The organism is Saccharothrix sp. ALI-22-I (assembly GCF_001984175.1).
Lineage (GTDB): Bacteria > Actinomycetota > Actinomycetes > Mycobacteriales > Pseudonocardiaceae > Actinosynnema.
The window spans coordinates 111,067-126,896 of record NZ_MTQP01000047.1 but is presented as its reverse complement, the minus strand read 5'-3'; the positions used below and the strand labels follow the sequence as shown (position 1 = coordinate 126,896).

The window sequence follows — 15,830 nt, the reverse complement described above, 5'->3', positions numbered from 1 at the left end:
TCACGGTGCCGGAACAGTTGCACGGCGGTGAATATCAGCAGGAGCCCGAACAGCAGGAACATGAACGAGAACAGCGCCAGCAGCGTGGCGCCGAGCGCGATGAAGACCGCCCGCATGACCAGCGCCAGCACGATGCCGAAGGTGAGCACCTTGTGCTGGTGCTCGGCCGGCACCGCGAACGTGGTCATGATGATCACGAACACGAACAGGTTGTCGACCGAGAGGCTCTTCTCGACGATGTAGCCGGCGAAGTACTCGGTTCCGTACTGCCCACCGTGCTCGGCCGCGAACCACACCCCGAAGCCGATCGCGACCAGCACGTAGAACACCGACCAGGCGGTCGCCTCGGGGAACCCGACCTGGTGCGGCCGGAGCCAGCCCAGCGCCAAGTCCACGGCGAGCAGCACGAGAACGAGGCCGATGGTGATCGCCCACGTCCAGAAACCGATATCCAGCACGGCAACTCCCGGGTACTTCATCCATCCATTGTGTACTTACAGTACTGGTCACGAGCAAGCCTGTCACCGGTTGGACGCCCTGTGCCGCTCGAAAAGCATCGCTGAAGGTCAAGCGGCGTGTCTGTACTCGTTGACGAGTCCACCCGGGATTCGGGTGCGCAGCAGTTCTGCGGGTGTCGAGGTCGTGCGGCGGGATGGGTGCTGTTGGCCCTCGGGTGGTGGTTGGCTTCGTGTCGGATGTTGCCGATGACTCCCTTTCGAGCGGCACAGGTCGAACTGGATAATGCGAAACGTCCGGCTGGGGTGACCCGGCCGGGCGCCTCACCGCACCAGACCCCGGTGCGGGTGGACTTTATTGGTACAGCGTGACTTTGGCGGTGGCCAGGTCGTAAGCAGCACCGACGACGCGCAGCTTTCCGGTGGCGACGGACTCCTTGACGACCGGGTTGGCATCGAGGGTCGCGACGGTGTTGCGGATGTGCGCCTCGAGCGCGGCCGCGTAGATGTCGTCACCGCGGTCCTTGACCTCGCGCGCGGCGGGCACGAGTGCGGACACCAGTGCACCCAGCGCGCCGGGCGGCGTCTTGCTCGGGTCCTTCATGGCGTCCACAGCAGCCTTGACCGCGCCGCAGTTCTGATGGCCGAGCACCATGATCAGCGGCGTGTTCAGCGCCACGATGCCGTACTCGATCGTGCCGACGGTGGGGTCCGACAGCACGTTTCCGGCCGTGCGGGTGACGAACACGTCGCCGAAGGCCAGCCGGTCACCCGCGGTGCCCGCCTTCCCCGGCTCGGTGTGCGTGTGCGTGTCGTGCAGGACGATCGCGTTCGCGTCGCCCTTGCGGAACTGCCAGTCCACGGTCGCCGACGAGGTCGCCGACCCCTTGTCGTCGGTGGTGAAGTCCAGCCAGATCTCGTTGTCCGGGCTCGCGTACTTCGGATCGACCGACGGCGACACCGGATCCTTCTCGTTCTGGTAGTGCGGACCCGCGTCCGCGGGCTTGGCGCCGCAGACCTTGGTGTGCACGTGCGCCCCGTACGCGGTTTCGGCGGCAGGCCGGTGACCGTCAGAGTCACCGCGGTCCGGCTGTCCGCCACGGTGGCCGAGGTGGCCAGTTGTGCGCCGACCGGGACTCGCTGCGTGTTGTAGGTGATGGCCGCGGGTTGGTCGCCGGATGCCGCGGGTTCGGCGACCGGGCTGCCCGGCACCGAGGTGTCGGCGGTGGTGGCAGGCGCCGGGCTCGTGGCGTTGCCGGAAGAGCAGGCGGTGAGGCTGCCTGCGAGCAGGACAGCTCCCATGAGGACTGTCGCCGTCGTGCGCATGCTCTCCTTGCGTTTCTCGCGTGAACTCAGTGTCTCAAGTGGACAGTAGTCGAATGCCGCGTGCGAGCGAGGCCTCGGCGAGGCGACGCCGGGGCGAACCGTCCCGGCCTTGTCCCAGTCAGTGCCCCCAGAAGGCGTCCTCGGCGTCTTGGGCGGTGGAGAACAACCAGACCTCGACGATCCGGTCGCCCTCGATCCGTAGGACGTCGATGCCGCCCTGTGCGAGCTTGGTGCCGTCGCGCTGTGCCGAGAAGTGCACAGGAATGGCGACCATCGTGCCGTTGACCATGGGGGCGCCGGTGACCGCGAGTTCGAAGGTACCTTCGTTGATGATCGTGGTGGCGTCGATGACCTGGTCGACTTCGGTGCGGTCGTGGTCGGTGCCGGAGAGCCGGTTGTTGCCGGGCTGGTGCCACACTGCGTCGTCGGTGAACAGGGCACCGGCGGTGGCGAAGTCCTTGGCGGACAGCGCGTCGACGTACTTGCGGGCAAGGGCGCGCGTAGTGTCCACTGTGGCCACTCCTTCGTGAGGCCCGACGTATGACAGCGCCATGGTCGTCGTCGACGGACGGTCACCTCAACGTAACCAATGAGCGGATGTGGCCCATGTCACAGTATCTTGAGTGGAATGTGAACACGGCGACCTGGCCGTCCCGCACGTCACTGGCTCGGATGGACAACAAGTGGACGGCGATGGCCCTGATCGCGCTCGGTCCCGGCGCGATGCGCTTCGGTGACCTGCGCACCCTCGTGGAGGGGGTCAGCGCCAAGGTCCTCACCGAGACGTTGCGGGATCTGGAGCGCGACGGTCTCGTCGTGCGGCACGTGTACGCCGAGGTGCCGCGAAGGGTCGAGTACGAGTTGACCGCGCTGGGCCGCACGCTGCACACGCCCTTGGAGGCGCTGAGCCGCTGGGCCGAGGAGCACGCCGAAGAGGTCCTTGCGGCCCGCGAGAGCTATGACGCTCGTTCTTGATCTACCTGGGATTACACGTCTGCGCCGAGCCTAGGTCAGGTCGACGGTGGCTGGCGGGTGTACTACGCGGGCACGACGTTCGGCAGCCAGCGGTCCGCGATCGGGCTGGCCACAGCGACGAACATCGAGGGTCCGTGGACCGACCAGGGCGAGGTGCTGCGCTCGCAGGGCGGCATGTCCTACAACGTGATCGACTCCGATCCGATCCGGTCGGTGGTCAACGGGCAGCGCGCCACCCCGTACCTCGCGTGGGCCTCCAGGTGGCGGTCTGTGCCTGGACAACTGGGAGTTCAACCCCAACCCCGGCGCCGAAGTCCGCTGGTACACCTGCAACAACACCGTCCAGCGCTGACGCTTCGCCTAGCACGCAAGTAGCGATGGACAGCGAAGCTGTTATGACCTGGGTCACACTGGAGCGTTAGTTACGTTGAGGTAAGTGGTTACCGTTGGTGAGTATCGGGTCCACCAGCAAGGACTCGTCAAGGAGATGTTCACGATGGACTCCAGCACCACGCTCGCCGTCGCCCGCAAGTACGCCGACGCGGTGGCCGCGAAGGACTTCGGCGCGGTCGCCGCCCTGTTCACCGAGGACGTCGTGTGGCACCAGCCCGGCAACCACCGCCTCGCCGGCGCCCACGTCGGCGGTGACGCGGTCAACCAGATGCTCGGCGCCCAGATGGCCGCCACCAACGGCACGCTGGAGATCACGCCGACCGGCCCCACGATGGTCAACGGCGCGCTGTTCACCATCCCGGTCCACTTCAGCGCCCGACGCGACGGCGCCGAAATGTCGATGGACGGCATCGACGTCTTCCGGGTCGAGGACGACCGGATCGCCGAGGTGTGGCTGTTCTCCGCCGACCAGGACGCCGAGAACGCCTTCTGGGACGCCAACTGACACCAGTCCGGCGACGTTGTCGAACGCGGATGATCCTCCTCCACCTCGGGGCCGCCGACGTCCCGAACAACACCAAGAAGTCGACTTCATCCAGGTGATCGACGTTGCGCGCATCCACGATGCGGCGGCGGACGGCCGCAGTCCTTCCGGAGCATCCGGCCGTGCACCTGTGCCGAGTCCGCCCGGCCACCCTCGAGCAGCCGGGCGGACTGCCGCGCACCCGACCCTCGCAGCCCCCGACCCGGCGAGCCGTCTCTCTTCCGCACCGGGTAAGAGGTAGCAGCGAGAAACCGACGCGGTCGTCCACGCGTCCGGACCGGACACCTCCGGCAAAGCCGAACCGTCACGTTCGCAACGGCTCGGCCGCACCATGGGCGGTCGAGGGAGGCGCCGGCTCCTACCGGGCCCGGTCGACCAACTCGTGGCCGCAGCGAGCACCTACTCCCGTATTCCACGCCGACCACGGCAACGGGCGATGACCAACTACCTCGACGTAGGTGAGGAACGGAGACAGTCCATGTCCCAGCACCCAGAATTCAACGTGCTCACCGCGACCTGCCCGTCCCGCACATCACTGGCTCGCATCGCCAACAAGCGGACGGCCATGGTGGTGATCGCCCTCAGCGACGGCCCGATGCGCTTCGGCGACCTGCGCAACACGGTCGACGGGATCAGCGGGAAAGTCCTCACCGAGACACTGCGGGACCTGGAACGCGACGGACTCGTCACCCGACACGTCTACGCCGAGATGCCACCCAGGGTCGAATACGAACTCACCACCCTCGGACGCACCCTGCACGCACCCCTCCAGGCACTGGGCCGCTGGGCCGAGGAACACATCGAAGAAGTACTCGCCGCCCGCGAGACCTACGACGCCCGCCGCTGATCTCGAGAGGGAAACACTCCGGCACCGCGCACACCGCCGGCCACCGGGAACGCTCGCCGAGCAGAACCTCAGTGTCGACGGTCCACAGCATTGTCAGCGAGCATGAAGATCGTCGAGACCGAGGCGACGACGCTGAAGACCCGTCGAACGACTTCACTCCGGAGGGAGACGTAATGGCGCATGACGAGGTGGCGGGCGGGGCTTCAGGCACCGAGGGTTCGGGCACGCAGGGTTCGGGCACGCACGATCAGCCGTCGGCGATCCAGGTCCGCGGGGCGAAGGTCCACAACCTGAAGGGCATCGATGTGACGGTGCCGCTGCGCCGCCTCGTCGCGGTGGCAGGGGTGTCCGGTTCCGGCAAGTCGTCGCTGGCGATGGGGGTTCTGTACGCGGAGGGGTCACGGCGCTACATCGAGGCGCTGTCGACCTACACGCGTCGGCGCATGGCGCAGGCGCCACGTGCGGCGGTGGACAGCGTCGAGCACGTGCCCGCGGCTCTCGCCCTGCGGCAGCGTCCGGGTGTGCCCGGGGTCCGCAGCACCTTCGGCACGTCGACCGAACTGCTCAACGTGCTGCGCTTGCTGTTCTCCCGTCTGGCCTCGCACCTGTGCCCGAACGGTCACCGGCAGGACCCGACCATCGACGTCGCCGCCGGGCTCACCCTGACCTGCCCGGTGTGCGCAGCGACGTTCTACCCACCCGGCGCGGAGTCGCTCGCCTTCAACTCCGACGGCGCGTGCCCGCGGTGCACCGGCACCGGCGTGGTCCGGGAAGTCGACGAGGCATCCCTCGTCCCCGACCCGGAACTCACCATCGCCGACGGGGCGGTGGCCCCGTGGTCCATGTTCGGACTGACGGTGATGCCGCAGGTCGTCGCGGAGTTCGGAGTACGCACGGACGTGCCCTACGCGGACCTGACCGCGCAGGAGCGGGAGATCGTCATGCACGGCCCCGCGGAGAAGCGGCACGTCAGCGTCCGGTCCAACAACGGCAAACTCTTCGAGCTCGACTTCACCTACCGCAACGCCCGCCGGGCCGTCGAAGAGGCCCTGAACAACGCCACCACCGAACGCGGCCTGAACCGGGTGAACAAGTTCATCAGCGCCCAGGTGTGCCCCGCCTGCCACGGCACCCGGCTCAGCGAGCAGGCCCGCGCCCCGCTCGTCGACGGCATCAACCTCGCCGAGGCCACAGCGAAGACGCTCGACGAACTCACCGCCTGGGCCCCCACCCTCGCCGACACGCTGCCACCGCAGATGCACCGGATGGCGCGGAACATCGTCGCCACCCTGCTGGAGACCGCTCGCCGTCTGATCGAACTCGGCCTGGGCTACCTCCGCCTGGACCGGGCGAGCTCGACGCTGTCGACCGGCGAGCGGCAACGCGTCCAGCTGGCCCGCGCGGTGCGCAACCAGACCACCGGAGTGCTCTACGTCCTCGACGAACCCTCCATCGGCCTGCACCCCTCGAACGTGGACGGCCTGCTCGGCGTCATGCGCGACCTCCTCCGCGACGGCAACTCCGTCGTGCTCGTCGACCACGACATCCAGGTCCTGCGCGAGGCCGACTGGTTCATCGAGATCGGCCCCGGCTCCGGCACCGAAGGCGGCACCGTCCTGGCCACCGGCGACCTCACCGCCCTCGGCAGGAACCCCGACTCCCTGATCGGCGGATTCCTCGCCGGCCGCGAACCCGTCCTCGTGCGCTCCAGGGCACACCGCGACGAGATGTTCGACCAGGGCCGCATCCACCTGTCCACCCGCCCCCTGCACACCGTGCACGCCCTGGACGTCGACATCCCCCAGGGCCGCCTGACCGCCGTGACCGGCGTGTCCGGATCAGGCAAGACCACATTGATCCTCGAAAGCCTCGTCCCCGCACTCCAGGCGAACGCCGCGGGCCACCCGCTGCCCGGCCACGTCACGGCGGTGGACGCACCGGCGATCACCCGGGTCAACATGGTCGACGCCACCCCCATCGGCATCAACGTCCGCTCCACCGTCGCCACCTACAGCGGCATCCTCGACGACCTGCGCCGCGCCTACGCCGCCACCGACGCGGCCAAGCAACGGGGTCTCACCGGCGCGGACTTCTCCTACAACACCGGATCACTGCGCTGCCCTCGCTGCGAAGGCACCGGACAGGTTTCCCTCGACGTGCAGTTCCTGCCCGACGTCGACATCGCCTGCCCCGCATGCGACGGCGCCCGCTACGCCCCCGAAGCCACCGACATCCTCCGCCCGACTCCCGGCGACCCGGACGGCGGGATCAGCCTGCCCGACCTGCTGGCCCTCACCGTCCGGCAGGCCGTCGACCAGGTCGGCGACATCCGGCGCGTCCGAACCCGCCTCCAGGCGCTCGTCGACCTCGGACTGGGCTACCTCACCCTCGGCGAGGACACCCCCGCCCTCTCCGGCGGCGAGGCACAGCGACTGAAGCTCGCCACCGAGCTGACCCGGAACCAGTCCGACACCCTCTTCGTCCTCGACGAACCCAGCGTCGGACTCCACCCCCTCGACATCCGCACCCTCTTGGACGTCCTCCAACGCCTGGGCGACAACGGCGCCACCGTCATCGTCGTCGAGCACGACCTCGACATGATCGCCAACGCCGACTACGTCATCGACATGGGCCCCGGCGGCGGCACCGCCGGCGGCGCCATCGTCGCCACCGGCACACCTGACGACATCACGCAAGATCCGCACAGCGTCACCGCCGGCTACCTCAGCGACCACCTGCGTGCGACGACGACGTGAGCCGACTCGGTCTCCTCACGTGTAGGGGTCTCAAAACTGGCTTCATTTTCTCACTGACCGCTTCATCTCCGTTTCATTTGTGAAGCGAGGATGAGACTGGGCCGTCTGGATTTGTCGGCGAACGGCCTCATCGGACACCGGTGTCAGGTGAGGGGAACTGTGTCCGCCGGCGCGTGGCACGAGGTGGGGGTGGGCAGCTCACCACGGCGAAACGCGGCAGGAGGGACACCCATGAGGCGGCGGAACTCGCCGGTCAGATGCGCCTGGTCGTAGTAGCCGGCCTCGGCTGCGAGGTCGGCCCACGGCCGGACCTGGGCGTAGGCGAGTACGGTTCGCACCCGGTCGATCCTGGCGAAGTGTTTGGGTGACAGGCCGACGCCGTCGACGAAGAGGTTACGCAGGTGGCGTTCGCTGACGTGCAGCCGCCGCGCGGCCGCTGCCACTCCGTCGGTCCCTGCGGACAGCAACATGGTCGCTTCGCGCACGAGCCGGTCTCGCTCCGGGTTGCTGCCCTGTTCACCGGCCGGAAGCGCGTCGGCGAGGTGTTGACCGAACAGATCACCGGCTGAACCGGGGGTGAGATCGGCCACCTCACGAGCGAGGCGGTCGGCGGGCTCACCCCAGAACGCACTGAGCGGCAGGACCTGGTCGACGAGTTCACGGGCGGGACGACCGAGCAAGCGCCGGGTCCGGCCGGTGTGGAGCCTGGCCTTGACACACCACGGTCCCGGTTGGCCCACGTGGTACAGGGCGCGGGTGCGTGGCCCCATAACCACGAGCTCGCCACCCTGACCGGGCACCGCGCGCAGGACCAGCGTGGTGGCGTGATCCGGCTCGTCGAGCATCGTCTGTCCACGGCCATGATCGTTGACCGTCGCGACGCTGATCCCCGAGATCCACGCGCGCAGGCCATCGGGCACTTCGATGGCGCGCTCGTCCACACCCATGGCGTCCACAGTAGACGCGCCTGGCGCGGCAGCTCGTGCCGAAACTTCCAAGCCGCCGGCACGACCACCGTGACAGCGTCGCCGGCATGATCCTGATCACCGGTGCCACCGGCACCATCGGAAGCCACCTCCTGCACCAGTTGACCTCCCGTGGGGAGACAGTCCGGGCCATGACGCGCAACCCCGGCGCTGTGCGGGCCGAACCTGGCGTCGATCTCGTCCGGGCGGACTTCGACGATCCGGCCTCGCTCGCAGCGGCGGTGGCCGATGTGCGGGCGGTGTTCCTGCTCACCGCGCCCACCGCGCCCACCCCGCGTCACGATCTGGCCATGCTGGACACCGCCCGGTCAGCAGGAGTGACCACCGTCGTGAAGCTGTCCGCGATCGGCACCGGCGAGACGATCGGCGACAACCGAACGGTCGGAGCCTGGCATCTGCAGGCCGAGCAGGCCGTGCGGTCCAGCGGAATGGCCTGGACAGTGCTGCGACCCTCCAGCTTCGCCTCGAACGTCCTGCGATTCGCGCAGACGATCAACGCCGGGCATCCCATCCCCAACATGACCGGCACAGCCACCCAGGGCGTCATCGACCCACGCGATGTGGCCGCCGTCGCCGCCGAGGCACTGACCACGCCAGGCCACGCCGGACGGACCTACACCCTGACCGGTCCGGAACTGCTCAGCGTCCCCGACCAGGCCGCCATCCTGGAATCCGTTCTGGACCGCCCCGTCACCACGGTCGACCTTCCCCTCGACACCGCCCGTGACCAGATACTGCAACACGGCACCGACCCGGAGGCCGCGGACGCAGCCCTCACCGGAATCGCCTGGGCCCGAGCCGGACACAACGCCGTCCTGACCCAGGACGTTCACCGGATACTGGGACGCCCGGCCACTGCCTTCATCACCTGGGTCCAGGACCACCGGGACGCATTCCGGCCGACCCCGTAAGCATCATCCCCAGGACCCCGGGCGAGCGAACCTGCCGAAGGGGGACCCGCAGAACCGGACTGCGGCGCACGGGCACCTGTTCCTGCCGAGGACTCGACGACCAGGGTGGCAAGCTCGTCATGCGACAGACGCCCATCCCCAGCCTGCGCACGAAGATCATCGCAGCTCCGTGACCAGCCCCTGCAACCGACCTGACCAGTTACTCCATGACTTCGGTTCACGATGTCCAGGTCCAGGTCCAGGTCCAGGTGCGGTGCCGGTGTCGATGGCGATGCGTCCGGACGATCAGCCCGGTGAGTGGCCGGCTACGGGCCGATCGACGCCGATACGGCCCGTGAGCTCGGGAGACGCGACCTGGCGACGACTGCTCACATCACCCGACTACTGGGAATGATGGCCTGAACAGCAACAACGACTCTGCCGAAACCCTGAGGAGTCGAGAATCCGGCCAGGGGCCAGCAACGAGAACCAATCAATCACTCCGGCCGGCGCTGTCCAATTGAGATTCCGGCATGGCATTTCAAATGGGTCCGAACGGGCGTGCGGGAGCACCCGTTTCGCTGCTGTCAAGCTACGGCAAAGAGCCTAGAAAGCGGCCCTTTTTCCTATCTTCTCCGGGTAGTCCGCATCTCATTTCGACGGCATCCGGTAACGCGCTGGTCAGCATGTCGATGATCATGACAATGAGCTCAGATCCGCATGATCCGTCGAAGATCCCCGGCCACAACGCAGCCGTATCACCTGAGGAATCCTTCCGGCAAGCCGGTAGGGCAACCGCTGTTTCCGCCATCCGGGCGGCGATGGAGCAGTTCGGTTCGCTGACGGGCAGGACGCCGGAAGCCGTCTCCGGCGTGCGCGCACTCCCCGAGGGAGGCTGGTCGGTGTTGGTGGACGTAGTCGAACTGGAACGGGTTCCCGCCACGACCAGCGTCATGGCCACCTACCGCGTCGACGTCGACGCGACCGGCGAACTGTTCGCCTGCGAACGACTCAGACGTTTCACCCGCGGAACGACCGATATCTGACGACGGGGCAGGTGCACTCCATAATGGACAATAGGCCCAGTTCGCTGGCCGATACTTTGGAACGCGTACTCGACAAAGGTGTGGTGATAGTGGGGGAAATCGCCATCAACGTTGTCGATATCGAGCTTCTCACCTTGCGCGTCCGATTGTTTATCTCGTCCGCCCAGACCGCCCGCGAAATGGGAATGGACTGGTGGACGAACGACCCGTTCTTCTCGCCGAACAAGGCGATCGCGGTCATCGGGACGAACGAACTGGAGCGGCAGAACACCGAACTGCGCGACCGGGTGACCGCACTGGAGCGGGCATTGGGTGAGCAGTCGGCGCAGATCGCCGAGGGGGGACGACCGTGAGCCCCACCGCGCTGTGCGCGTACGCGATCACCACGGACCACGCTCCGGACCTGTCCGGGACACCTGCAGTCTCCTTCGAAGTAGAGCCCCGGCTGATCGCGTACCTCGGAGTGGCACTCGTCGTCGCGGAGGTCGACGTCGACCGGTTCGCCGGGCTCGGGATCGAGCCCGCGGAGGACGGCAGGCTCGCCAGGCTCGCCCGCGAACACGATGCCGTGGTGCGCGCCGTGTTCCGGTGCGCGCCGGTGCTGCCGCTGCGGTTTGGCACCGTCATCACCGACTCCGATGCGGCGCTCCTGCTGTTGCGCGCCCACCACGAGGAGGCGCGAGTCTGGTTGGACCGGGTTCAGGGCCGTCGCGAGTGGGGTGTCCGGGGGCGCGGCTCCCGCATCGACGACACGACCGTGCCCGGCGAGGTCGACCTGGCAAATGTGTCGGGGACGCAGTACCTCGCCTTGCGGCGTCAGCAGCTGACCGGCGTCGAAGACGCGCGGCGCGGCAGGATCGCCGCGATCAGGACCCTGCACGGGGAACTCTCCCGGCGAGCGGCCGAAAGCACGTCCCGCGACCACCCTGGTGACCTGCTGCTCGATGCCGCCTACCTCGTGGACACCACCGCCGAGGCGGACTTCCACGCGGAGGTTCGGCGCCTGTCCGACGAGCTCGGACCACGCGGGGTGTCGGTCGAGGTCACCGGCCCCTGGCCCCCGTACTCCTTCACTCAGATCGAGTTCGCCGTCGCGGGAGTGGTCGCCAATGGCTGAGCCGGACACGACGAGTCTGGCCGACCTGCTGGACCGAGTGGTGCACCGGGGAGCGGTGGTCCGCGGTGACGTGATCATCACGCTGGCGGGCGTCGAACTGATCCGGCTCGACCTGCGGCTGCTGCTGATCGGCATCGGCGGCGCGCTGTCCGACACCGTCCCGACGTTCGAAGAACTCCCCCGGTGACCCCCGGCGGCAGCTCCGTGGTGCCCGCCGACGCGGGCCGCGGACTGGTCAGGCTCGTGGTCGCCGTGCTGGAGGTCGTGCACGAACTCCTGGAACGGCAAGCGTTGCGGCGGGTGGAGGCCGAAACCCTGACCCCCCAGCAGATCGAGGACCTCGGCCAGGCGTTGATCGCGCTGCAAAGCCAGTTCGCCGAACTGCGCGAGGCGCTCGGAATCCACGGCCCTACCGGCATTCAACTGCCGGTGGACGTCACGCGCCTGATCCACCCCGACTCACCCGACCGATTCTGATGCTCCGGAGAGGGCCCACCATGACAGCTCCCACCATCCAGACTTCCGGCGGTGGCCTGGCCGACGTCCTGAACGTCCTGCTGGACAAGGGACTCGTGATCGACGCGTCGGTACGCGTGTCGCTGATCGGGATCGAGATCCTCAGCATCGAGATCAAGGTCGTGATCGCCAGCGTCGACACCTACATCCGCTACCTGGAAGCGATGCAACGGCTCGACGCGGCCCGCAAGGGCGTCGTGCTGCCTCCTCCCAACCCCCAGGGCATCGCGGGAACCTACGGTCTGCTGACCGCCGCACTCCCGACGCAAGTGCCGCTCGTTGCCACCGCTCCCGCCCAGGCGTTGACCCCCACTCCCGCCCCGACGACGAAGTCCTCCGCTCAGGACAAGTCGTGACGCTTCACCTCCACGGTGTCGTCCGGGCCGCCCATCCGCTCCCGCCGGCCGGCGGGTGGGCGGCCCGGAAGATCGTGGTGGATGACCTGGCGGTGGTCGTCAGCTCTCTGGCGGACGGACGGTCGCTGACCGACCAGGACGCCATCGCGCACCTGGCGGGTCTGTGCGACCTCGTCGTGACAGGCCCGGTCCTCCCACTGCGGTTCGGTACCGCCGCAGCGGACGAGAACGCCGCGGCGGCCGCGGTGCACGCTCTGTCCGTGCCCGCGTTGCGCGGTCACCTGGACCGACTCGACGGCTTGGCGGAGATGCACGTGCACTTGGCTTTCGACGAAGATCTCGCGCTGAGCGCGGTGTTCGACGGGGATCAGGACCGGCAGGCGTTCGATGGAGGCGGCACCGATCTGGGCGCGCACATCCGGCAGGGCGAGTTGATCGCGCAACGGGTCGTGGTGTGGCGGCGTCAGCGCGCCGAGGCGTTGCTCGCGCCGGTGGCCGCTCAGGCGCGGGAGGTGGCGTCCGTGGCGGAGCAGGAGCACACCGAGGAACGCCGCGCGTTCCTGGTGCCGCTGCACCAGGTCGAGACCGTCCGCGCGACCGTGGCAGGGCTCGGCGACGCTGAAGGCGTCACGGTCACCTGCACAGGGCCGTTGCCCGCCTTCAGCTTCCTGAACGCGACGGTCGCTCCCGAACCTGACCGGTTCAGCAAGACCACGTCCCGCTGGGGCTGGTAGCCGGGAGGTGGCGCTGACCTGTCCGGGATCGCCCCAGTAGCCTGAACTCCAGTAACCCGGCTCCGTCAAGCGGGGTGAGGATCAGTTCCTGATCCGCGACCGCGACGGGAAATTCTCCACGCTGTTCGACGCCGTCCTCGCCGACGCGGTCATCCGAGTCGTTCTCACCGGTGTCCGCACCCCACGGATGAACGCGATCATGGAACGGTGGATCCGGACCTGCCGCCGCGAACTCCTCGACCGCACACTGATCTGGAACCAACGGCACCTGCTCCACGTCCTGCGCGAGTACGAGCAGTTCTACAACACGCACCGACCCCACCAGGGCATAGCCAACACCCGACCGCTACGCGAGCTACCACGACCGATCACCGATCAAGCTACGGTTACCCGGCTCAACGCCCATCGACGGCGGCGAGTGAGCGGCATCCTCAACGAGTACCACCACGCCGCCTGACCTGCATGGACAGCATTTTCGGCAAGCACAGCGCTGGAGGCGCTGGCCACCGCGCGGACCCAGGACGCGGTGCGCGGGCTGCTCGACCTCGCCCCCACCACCGCCACCCGGCTGGCCGACGACGGGAACGAGGAGGCCGTCACCACCGCCGACCTCGCGGTCGGGGACATCGTCCCGGTGCGGCCCGGTGAACGCGTTGGCGCCGACGGTCGGGTGCTGGACGGGGCTGGCGAGGTCGACGAAGCCGCTGGCCCCGGCGTGGCGGCTCTCGTGGCTGGAGTGAGGTCAGCCGAAGTACCCGATGCTCATCCTCGAAGACCAGAACGCCAGCAGCGCCCAGCCGACCAGCATGCCGGTGCCGAACCCCTTCGCGGACGGGCCGCGCCGCACCACCAGCCACACGGCGCCGAGAGCCGCCGCACTCACCAGCACGGGTCCCAGGAACGGCGCGAGCAAGGTGGAGGACACGATCACCACCATGCCCGCGAGGAAGAAGGCGACGATCCCGACGGCCACCGCCACGGTGACCGCGACGGTGACGTCGAAGCGACTCCGCATCCCTACCTCGCGAACGTGTACGGCGTTAGGTACTCGGGCAGCACGATATGGGTGCGGGGTGCGGCCTGGCGTACGGCGGCGAGGAACTTCTCCAGCCGGTCCCGGTCCTTGGGTGTGGTCGTCGGCGGGTTGTGCAGTTCGGTCTCGAAGTTGTCCCAGTGCACCGGCACCACCGTGGCCGGCCAGTCCAGCGCCGCCAGCAGGCGCGGCACGTAGGCGGGGGTGACGTCGGTGCTCGGCACCGCGATCATCGCGACGTCGGGAGCCAGGCCGGCGAGGTTGCGCTCGACGAAGTCGCTGGCGCCCATGAAGAACACCGAAGGGCCGCCCCGCACGGTCACCTGGTAGGCGAGCGTGTCGCCCTCGGGCAGGTCCGCGATCGTCGCCGGTTTGGGCGGGGGCGCCACCCGGACGCCGGGGAAGGCCATCGAGTACGAAGCGTTCCGGCTGTGCAGCGACGCCACCACTTCGACGGTGTAGTCGCCGAAGTCCAGCACCTCGCCGCCCTTGACCGGGCTGAGCCGGTCGGAGGGCAACCCGTAGGCCAGTCCGAGGTGGTACGCGGTGAGCGTGCCGAACACCCTGGCGCCGGACCGGCCGGCGATGTGCGGCACGTCGTTGAAGTGGTCCCAGTGCGTGTGCGTCACCAGGATCGCCTGCGGTGTGCCGGGGTGATCGGCGATGCGGGTGGTGTCGACGGTCAGCTCGGCCTCCTGGTTGAACGGCGGCTCGAACAGCCCGGTCTTGAAGCGGCTCAGGTACGGGTCCACCAGCAGGGTCTTCGCGCCGATGTCGATCCGCCAGCCGGAGGTGCCCAGCCAGCGGAACGTGGCGGCGGGGCCACCGGCACCTCGGCGGCGAGGGGCGGCGGAAGCCACCTCGGGTACAGCGGCGAAGGCCGCGGCGGAGCCCAGGAACAGGCGTCGGCCGATGGTCATCGTTTTCTCCTTCGTCGCTTTCATCGAAGTGCCGTGACGGCCGTCTGCGCGGCCCGTGCGATGAGCCGGTTGTCGCGGGTGGCCTCCTTCTCGTCGCGGTCGGACATGACCGCGAGCACGATGGGCGCACCGTCCGGCGGCCACACCACGGCGATGTCGTTGCGGGTGCCGTAGTCGCCCGAGCCGGTCTTGTCCCCGACCACCCAGCCGGCCGGCACGCCGGCCCGGATCGTTTCGTTCCCGGTCATGTTGTTGCGCAGCCATTCGGTCAGCAGGGTGCGGTCGTCGGAGGGGAGCACGTCGCCGAGGACGTACGTCCGCAGGTTGGCGGCGAAGGCGCGCGGGGTGGTGGTGTCGCGGGTGTCGCCCGGGACGGCCTCGCTGAGCCCGGGTTCGATGCGGTCGGACTCGGTGGTCTGGTCGCCGATGCCGCGCAGGTCCTCCTCGAAACCCGCCGGGCCGCCCAGTTCGTTGAAGATCAGGTTGGCGGCCGTGTTGTCGCTGTACCGGATCGCCGCGTCCATTAGCTCGCGGAGCGTCATGCCCTCGGCCACGTGCTGCCCGGAGATCGGGGAGTTGGGCACGAGGTCGGCGCTGGTGTAGGTGACCCGGCGGTCGAGGTCCGCCGGTTCCGTCCTGCGCAGCAGCGCCGCGGAGGCCAGCGCCTTGAACGTCGAGCAGAAGGCGAACCGCTCGTCGGCCCGGTGCTCGATCGCCCGGCCGGACCCGGTGTCGAGTGCGTACACCCCGAGTCGCGCGTCGAACTCGGCCTCCAGCCCGCTGAAGTCGCTGGACACCACCGTGGTGGTCGGGGTTGACGACGTGGTGGTGGTCGCGGCACCCGGAGGAGACGCGGTCTCGTCCGCCTGGCAGGCGCCGAGCGGGACGAGCACCAGCGTGACCGCGGCCGCCAGGGCAGCACGCCTGAAGATCATT

20 protein-coding genes and 2 pseudogenes are annotated in these 15,830 nt (G+C 68.5%); 15 read left to right on the top strand and 7 right to left on the bottom strand.

Features of this window, described 5'->3' with window-relative positions; translation table 11 throughout:
• From ALI22I_RS09030 to ALI22I_RS09015, 3 genes are all read right to left on the bottom strand, one after another.
• The coding region (locus ALI22I_RS09030; protein WP_443216906.1) for a TerC family protein at positions 1-479 on the bottom strand (479 nt) is incomplete at its 3' end.
• A 331-nt stretch (positions 480-810) separates the two neighbouring features.
• Positions 811-1,485: a carbonic anhydrase gene (locus ALI22I_RS09025; protein ID WP_077004997.1), complete on the bottom strand. Its 675-nt coding sequence runs from the start codon at positions 1,483-1,485 to the stop codon at positions 811-813.
• Positions 1,486-1,899: 414 nt separating this feature from the next.
• A complete protein-coding gene (locus tag ALI22I_RS09015) occupies positions 1,900-2,292 on the bottom strand; it encodes a nuclear transport factor 2 family protein (protein WP_202970889.1) in 393 nt (130 codons plus the stop codon).
• A gap of 161 nt (positions 2,293-2,453) precedes the next feature.
• Between ALI22I_RS09015 and ALI22I_RS09010 the strand changes: the two genes are divergently transcribed.
• From ALI22I_RS09010 to ALI22I_RS54580, 5 genes and pseudogenes are all read left to right on the top strand, one after another.
• Positions 2,454-2,756: a winged helix-turn-helix transcriptional regulator gene (locus tag ALI22I_RS09010; protein WP_238598229.1), complete on the top strand. Its 303-nt coding sequence runs from the start codon at positions 2,454-2,456 to the stop codon at positions 2,754-2,756.
• A gap of 33 nt (positions 2,757-2,789) precedes the next feature.
• A pseudogene (locus ALI22I_RS09005) lies at positions 2,790-3,131 on the top strand (hypothetical protein); the annotation flags it as partial.
• Positions 3,132-3,252: 121 nt separating this feature from the next.
• On the top strand, positions 3,253-3,654 hold the full coding sequence (locus tag ALI22I_RS09000) for a nuclear transport factor 2 family protein (RefSeq protein ID WP_077005015.1): 402 nt from the start codon (positions 3,253-3,255) through the stop codon (positions 3,652-3,654).
• Between the two features lie 517 nt (positions 3,655-4,171).
• Positions 4,172-4,540, top strand: a complete 369-nt coding sequence (locus ALI22I_RS08995) for a winged helix-turn-helix transcriptional regulator (RefSeq protein ID WP_077005014.1) — start codon at positions 4,172-4,174, stop codon at positions 4,538-4,540.
• Between the two features lie 173 nt (positions 4,541-4,713).
• A complete protein-coding gene (locus ALI22I_RS54580; RefSeq protein WP_083751574.1) occupies positions 4,714-7,296 on the top strand; it encodes an excinuclease ABC subunit A in 2,583 nt (860 codons plus the stop codon).
• A 143-nt stretch (positions 7,297-7,439) separates the two neighbouring features.
• On the opposite strand, the gene ALI22I_RS08985 is transcribed toward ALI22I_RS54580, so the two are convergent.
• Complete coding sequence (locus tag ALI22I_RS08985; RefSeq protein ID WP_077004993.1) at positions 7,440-8,243, bottom strand: helix-turn-helix domain-containing protein; 804 nt, start codon at positions 8,241-8,243, stop codon at positions 7,440-7,442.
• An 86-nt stretch (positions 8,244-8,329) separates the two neighbouring features.
• On the opposite strand from ALI22I_RS08985, the gene ALI22I_RS08980 reads away from it, so the two are divergent.
• The 10 genes and pseudogenes from ALI22I_RS08980 to ALI22I_RS53375 all read left to right on the top strand — a co-directional run.
• Positions 8,330-9,193, top strand: a complete 864-nt coding sequence (locus tag ALI22I_RS08980; RefSeq protein ID WP_077004992.1) for an NAD(P)H-binding protein — start codon at positions 8,330-8,332, stop codon at positions 9,191-9,193.
• A gap of 665 nt (positions 9,194-9,858) precedes the next feature.
• Positions 9,859-10,218: a gas vesicle protein GvpO gene (locus ALI22I_RS08975; RefSeq protein WP_238598228.1), complete on the top strand. Its 360-nt coding sequence runs from the start codon at positions 9,859-9,861 to the stop codon at positions 10,216-10,218.
• A gap of 23 nt (positions 10,219-10,241) precedes the next feature.
• Complete coding sequence (locus ALI22I_RS08970; protein ID WP_077005011.1) at positions 10,242-10,571, top strand: gas vesicle protein; 330 nt, start codon at positions 10,242-10,244, stop codon at positions 10,569-10,571.
• The gene (locus tag ALI22I_RS08965) at positions 10,568-11,335 is read left to right on the top strand and encodes a GvpL/GvpF family gas vesicle protein (protein ID WP_077004991.1); all 768 of its coding nucleotides are present in this window, start codon (positions 10,568-10,570) and stop codon (positions 11,333-11,335) included. The genes ALI22I_RS08970 and ALI22I_RS08965 overlap by 4 nt, the downstream gene beginning before the upstream one ends.
• Entirely contained in the window at positions 11,328-11,522 is a 195-nt protein-coding gene (locus ALI22I_RS08960; protein ID WP_077004990.1) for a gas vesicle protein, read from the top strand. The genes ALI22I_RS08965 and ALI22I_RS08960 overlap by 8 nt, the downstream gene beginning before the upstream one ends.
• Positions 11,519-11,812 (top strand): gas vesicle protein K, encoded by a 294-nt coding sequence (locus ALI22I_RS08955; RefSeq protein ID WP_238598226.1) that lies wholly within the window; start codon positions 11,519-11,521, stop codon positions 11,810-11,812. The genes ALI22I_RS08960 and ALI22I_RS08955 overlap by 4 nt, the downstream gene beginning before the upstream one ends.
• 20 nt (positions 11,813-11,832) lie before the next feature.
• The gene (gene gvpJ, locus ALI22I_RS08950) at positions 11,833-12,207 is read left to right on the top strand and encodes a gas vesicle protein GvpJ (RefSeq protein ID WP_077004989.1); all 375 of its coding nucleotides are present in this window, start codon (positions 11,833-11,835) and stop codon (positions 12,205-12,207) included.
• A complete protein-coding gene (locus ALI22I_RS08945; protein WP_077004988.1) occupies positions 12,204-12,941 on the top strand; it encodes a GvpL/GvpF family gas vesicle protein in 738 nt (245 codons plus the stop codon). The genes gvpJ and ALI22I_RS08945 overlap by 4 nt, the downstream gene beginning before the upstream one ends.
• Before the next feature lie 121 nt (positions 12,942-13,062).
• Positions 13,063-13,398: an integrase core domain-containing protein gene (locus ALI22I_RS08940; RefSeq protein ID WP_338013478.1), complete on the top strand. Its 336-nt coding sequence runs from the start codon at positions 13,063-13,065 to the stop codon at positions 13,396-13,398.
• Positions 13,399-13,467: 69 nt separating this feature from the next.
• Positions 13,468-13,635, top strand: a pseudogene (locus ALI22I_RS53375) (P-type ATPase); the annotation flags it as partial.
• 48 nt (positions 13,636-13,683) lie between these two features.
• On the opposite strand, the gene ALI22I_RS53370 reads toward ALI22I_RS53375, so the two are convergent.
• From ALI22I_RS53370 to bla, 3 genes are read right to left on the bottom strand one after another with little or no spacing between them, the layout of a single operon-like run.
• On the bottom strand, positions 13,684-13,956 hold the full coding sequence (locus ALI22I_RS53370) for a hypothetical protein (protein WP_143532082.1): 273 nt from the start codon (positions 13,954-13,956) through the stop codon (positions 13,684-13,686).
• Positions 13,957-13,958: 2 nt separating this feature from the next.
• The gene (locus ALI22I_RS53365; RefSeq protein ID WP_077004987.1) at positions 13,959-14,894 is read right to left on the bottom strand and encodes an MBL fold metallo-hydrolase; all 936 of its coding nucleotides are present in this window, start codon (positions 14,892-14,894) and stop codon (positions 13,959-13,961) included.
• Positions 14,895-14,914: 20 nt separating this feature from the next.
• Positions 14,915-15,829, bottom strand: a complete 915-nt coding sequence (bla, locus tag ALI22I_RS08925) for a class A beta-lactamase (protein ID WP_077004986.1) — start codon at positions 15,827-15,829, stop codon at positions 14,915-14,917.
• Position 15,830 lies beyond the last annotated feature (1 nt).